The following is a 3,970-nucleotide window of genomic DNA, read 5'->3' as shown; positions in this document are numbered from 1 at the left end:
AACACGCTAAAAGCGTGTTTTTTTATGCCTAAAATTCAGTGAAATGGGTAGCTCGTCGGTCTCAGCTCTTCATTAGCCAGCAAAGGCCATCTATTAAAATCCGGCTCCCGCAACCACTGAAATAAAAAGCACTATTAAAGTAACACGCTAAAAGCGTGTTTTTTTATGCCTAAAATTCAGTGAAATGGGTAGCTCGTCGGTCTCAGCTCTCCATTAGCTAGCAAAGGCCATCTATTAAAATCCGGCTCCCGCAACCACTGAAATAAAAAGCACTATTAAAGTAACACGCTAAAAGCGTGTTTTCTTATGCCTAAAATTCAGTGAAATGGGTAGCTCGTCGGTCTCAGTTCTCCATTAGCCAGCAAAGGTAGTCGGCTCACTTTCTATAAGCTCAGGCTCCCGCAACCAATGAAATAAAAGCACTATTAAAGTGATATGCTAAAAGCATGTTTTTTTATGTCTAAAATTCAGTAATGCTTAATAGTAAAGCTGTTATTACATTTACCACATATACTATACCAATCATTTTAAATTCGTTATTACTTAACACCTCGTGCTGGGTATGTTAAAACGGCTGAAATATTTTTAAGTGCACTTTTACATGACAGAACTGTATCACTGGTTTGATTTAATCGGCATTGCTGTGTTTGCTATTTCAGGCACATTAGTGGCCTACGAAAAAAAAATGGATGGTTTTGGGGTTGTAGTATTAGCAACAGTGACCGCTATTGGTGGGGGAACTGTTCGCGATGTGATTCTAGACGTTCCTGTATTTTGGCTACATGATCAAAGCTATTTTTTTGCTATTTTAGCTGCTGTACTTATTACATCTCGGCTTATTAATAAGCAAAAGTCTATTCCGTATTACACACTTCAAATAGCAGACGCATTCGGTTTGGCTTTTTTTGCTGTAATGGGTACTCAAAAAGCACTACTTGCAGGTATGCCAGAAATGACAGCAATCATAATGGGAGTCATAACGGCTTGTTTTGGAGGCTTAATACGTGATGTACTCGCCCGCGAAATCCCTATGCTGTTAAAAGGAGAGCTCTATGCCATTACCTGTATTGCGGGTGGTATTGTTTATACACTCAGTATGTATTTTTCATTTGTGACTGAGCTGGCGATGGTATTGGCAATGTTGATGACATTATTCTTACGTTTTTCAGCAATAAAATGGAAAATCACATTACACGTTTTTAAATATCCTGACTAAACTTACTTAATCATAGGATTGATTAGGATAAGGAATGTCATTAGCTCGTATATATTCTCGTGCTCAGGTGGGTATTAATGCCCCTGAAGTTATTGTAGAGGTTCACTTAGGAACTGGTTTACCCGCATTCCACATTGTAGGCCTTCCCGAAGCCTCTGTTAAAGAGTCAAAAGACAGAGTGCGCAGCGCGCTTGAAAACTCTCAATTTGGTTTCCCTGATCAACGCATTACTGTTAATTTAGCCCCAGCTGATTTACCCAAAGACGGTGGCCGGTTTGATTTGGCGATTGCCGTAGGCATTTTGGTGGCATCAGGGCAAATAGTGTGCCCTGATATTCATAAATATGAGTTTTACGGTGAGCTTGCACTCAACGGTGAGGTACGTGGAGTAAATGCTATTTTGCCCTCTGTGCTTGCAGCTAAAGAACAAAACCGCTGCTGTTTTTTACCCATAGCTAATGATAGCCTGGCAAGCCTTGTAAATGGCGTAAAGCGTAAAGCGGTAAGCTCTATTCAAGAAGTATGGGGTGATTTACTAAACCAACAGCCGTTGCCGTTAAATATAGAGTATCCAGACTGTACGCAAGCACCTGACTTTTTACTCGATTTGAGCGACGTAAAAGGCCAGCCCGGGGCTAAACGTGTATTAGAAATAGCCGCTGCAGGCGGGCACAACCTGCTATTTTTAGGTCCACCGGGAACCGGTAAATCAATGCTTGCTCAGCGAATGGCCACAATAATGCCGGCTATGTCTGACGATGAGGCACTTTCAACTGCCGCACTTTATTCAATTATTGGTCATTCAATCGATTTAACAAACTGGCGGCAACGCCCTTTTCGTAATCCTCATCATACCTGTTCGGCGGTTGCATTAGTAGGTGGGTCATCAAACCCTAAGCCGGGTGAAATTTCGCTGGCACACAATGGGGTATTATTTTTAGATGAACTACCAGAGTTTGAGCGTAAAGTACTCGACTCCCTTCGTGAGCCAATGGAAACCGGTACGGTAACTATTTCGCGTGCGGCGCGGCAAATGGAGTTTCCTGCACAGTTTCAGCTCATTACAGCGTTAAACCCCAGTCCTACGGGAAGCCATACCGATAAACGAGCAACACCCGATCAGGTTATACGTTATTTATCTCGTGTTTCAGGCCCTTTTGTTGACCGTATTGATTTGCAAATAGAGCTACCACGGTTAACCAGCGTTGAACTGCAAAGCACTAAGCAAGAAGAAACCAGTGCACAAGTACGTGCACGGGTAGAAGCAGCTTATTACATACAGTTAAAACGCCAAGGCAAAGTGAATGCGCGGCTAAATAATAAAGAAATGAGTATTCACTGTGAGCTTGCCCCAGCAGAGCTGCAGTTTTTAGCTAAGGCCAGTGAAAAGCTGTCTTTATCGCCGCGCTCTTACCATAGAGTTATTAAAGTAGCGCGAACGATTAGTGATTTAAAAGGAAATGAAAAAATTAGCTTAGACGATTTAAAAGAGGCATTAAATTACAGAGCCTTTGAACGCTTAATTGCTCAACTTACTAAGTAGCTAAAATTGAGGCTAAACTGTTTTTACTAGCGGCTATAAAGAGAGCATGTAACCTTTACCGCGCACAGTGACAATACGCTTTTGATCTTTTTCATCATTTAGTTTTTTACGTAATCGACCAATAAGAACATCGACTGTACGATCGTTAGGGCTCCAATCTGGTTGGCCTATTTCTTCAGATATTTTTTCACGTGAAGTGGCTTTACCTGCATTACTTATTAAGCAAATAAGTACTTTGTGCTCTGCTTCAGTTAAACGTGATTCAACACCCGAGGAGGTAATAAGGGTGCGATTATCGGGGTGTAATTTAAAGTCGGCGTATTCAATAAACTCTTCACTTTCGTCGCTATCCATATTAACAGCAACGCGTTTATACAAAGCGCGCATGCGCAGTTCAAGCTCAAGCAAATCAACAGGCTTACAAATATAGTCGTCAGCACCTTGGGCAAGGCCTGCTATTCGATCTGCTTGTGAATCACGACTAGAAAGCACAATAACACCAATATCTGTTAGTGTGTTAAGTTCTTTGGCGAGCTGAAGGCCGTCTATTTTAGGCAGTACAATATCAATAATAGCGAGGGTAAATGCATCACGCAGGTTTACTCGCTGCCTAACGATGCTCAATGCATCAGCGCCAGTTGAGTCTACTTCTATTGTAAATTCGGTCTCTGCAAAGTGATTTTGAATGCGTTTAACGAGTATTTCATCGTCTTCAACCAATAAAACATTAATAGCCATAGTACTTTATTTTAAATGCTTGTAGCTTTGTATGGTAGCACCATTAGGTAAATACTGAGAAGGGGTTACATGCTAGTTTTAAGTAACTTAATATTTCAAAAATATTAAAATAATTATAAAAAATCAAAAAAGCGCCCTATATTCAAGGGCGCTTTTCATAAAGATATAAAATTCCGGTTTAAATTACTTATTTTCGTACATTGAATCCCACCAATGTGGTTCGTCTTTTAGTTTTTTATCAAAATATGCCAACATAGTATTCCACCAGTTAAAGCGTTTATCGCGCGCAAAAATTTGATGATCAGCACCTTTGTACTCAATAAGCTCCACGTCTTTATTTAGTAGTTTAAGTGCGGTGTACATTGTTAAGCTCTCGCCTACTGGTACGTTAGTATCACTGTCACCATGAATAAGCAGTAATGGTGTGGTTACTTTGTCTGCATGAAATACCGGACTATGTTGGCTATACAGAT

At 40.7% G+C, this 3,970-nt stretch carries 4 protein-coding genes; 2 read left to right on the top strand and 2 right to left on the bottom strand.

The features are described from left to right. Positions 1 to 601: 601 nt before the first annotated feature. Both BCG07_RS04750 and BCG07_RS04745 read left to right on the top strand, forming a co-directional pair. Positions 602 to 1,216: a trimeric intracellular cation channel family protein gene (locus BCG07_RS04750; protein WP_010557634.1), complete on the top strand. Its 615-nt coding sequence runs from the start codon at positions 602 to 604 to the stop codon at positions 1,214 to 1,216. Positions 1,217 to 1,250: 34 nt separating this feature from the next. Next, positions 1,251 to 2,759 (top strand): YifB family Mg chelatase-like AAA ATPase, encoded by a 1,509-nt coding sequence (locus BCG07_RS04745; RefSeq protein WP_006791374.1) that lies wholly within the window; start codon positions 1,251 to 1,253, stop codon positions 2,757 to 2,759. Between the two features lie 33 nt (positions 2,760 to 2,792). On the opposite strand, the gene BCG07_RS04740 is transcribed toward BCG07_RS04745, so the two are convergent. Both BCG07_RS04740 and BCG07_RS04735 read right to left on the bottom strand, forming a co-directional pair. After that, positions 2,793 to 3,497 (bottom strand): response regulator transcription factor, encoded by a 705-nt coding sequence (locus BCG07_RS04740; protein WP_006791373.1) that lies wholly within the window; start codon positions 3,495 to 3,497, stop codon positions 2,793 to 2,795. A gap of 183 nt (positions 3,498 to 3,680) precedes the next feature. Beyond that, positions 3,681 to 3,970, bottom strand: a 290-nt coding sequence (locus BCG07_RS04735) for an alpha/beta hydrolase family protein (protein ID WP_286888986.1), incomplete at its 5' end; no start/stop codon positions are given.

Source organism: Pseudoalteromonas sp. ESRF-bin5 (genome assembly GCF_002632075.1).
Classification (GTDB): domain Bacteria; phylum Pseudomonadota; class Gammaproteobacteria; order Enterobacterales; family Alteromonadaceae; genus Pseudoalteromonas; species Pseudoalteromonas marina.
The sequence above is the reverse complement of the archived record's forward strand: the minus strand, read 5'-3'. Positions and strand labels throughout refer to the sequence as shown.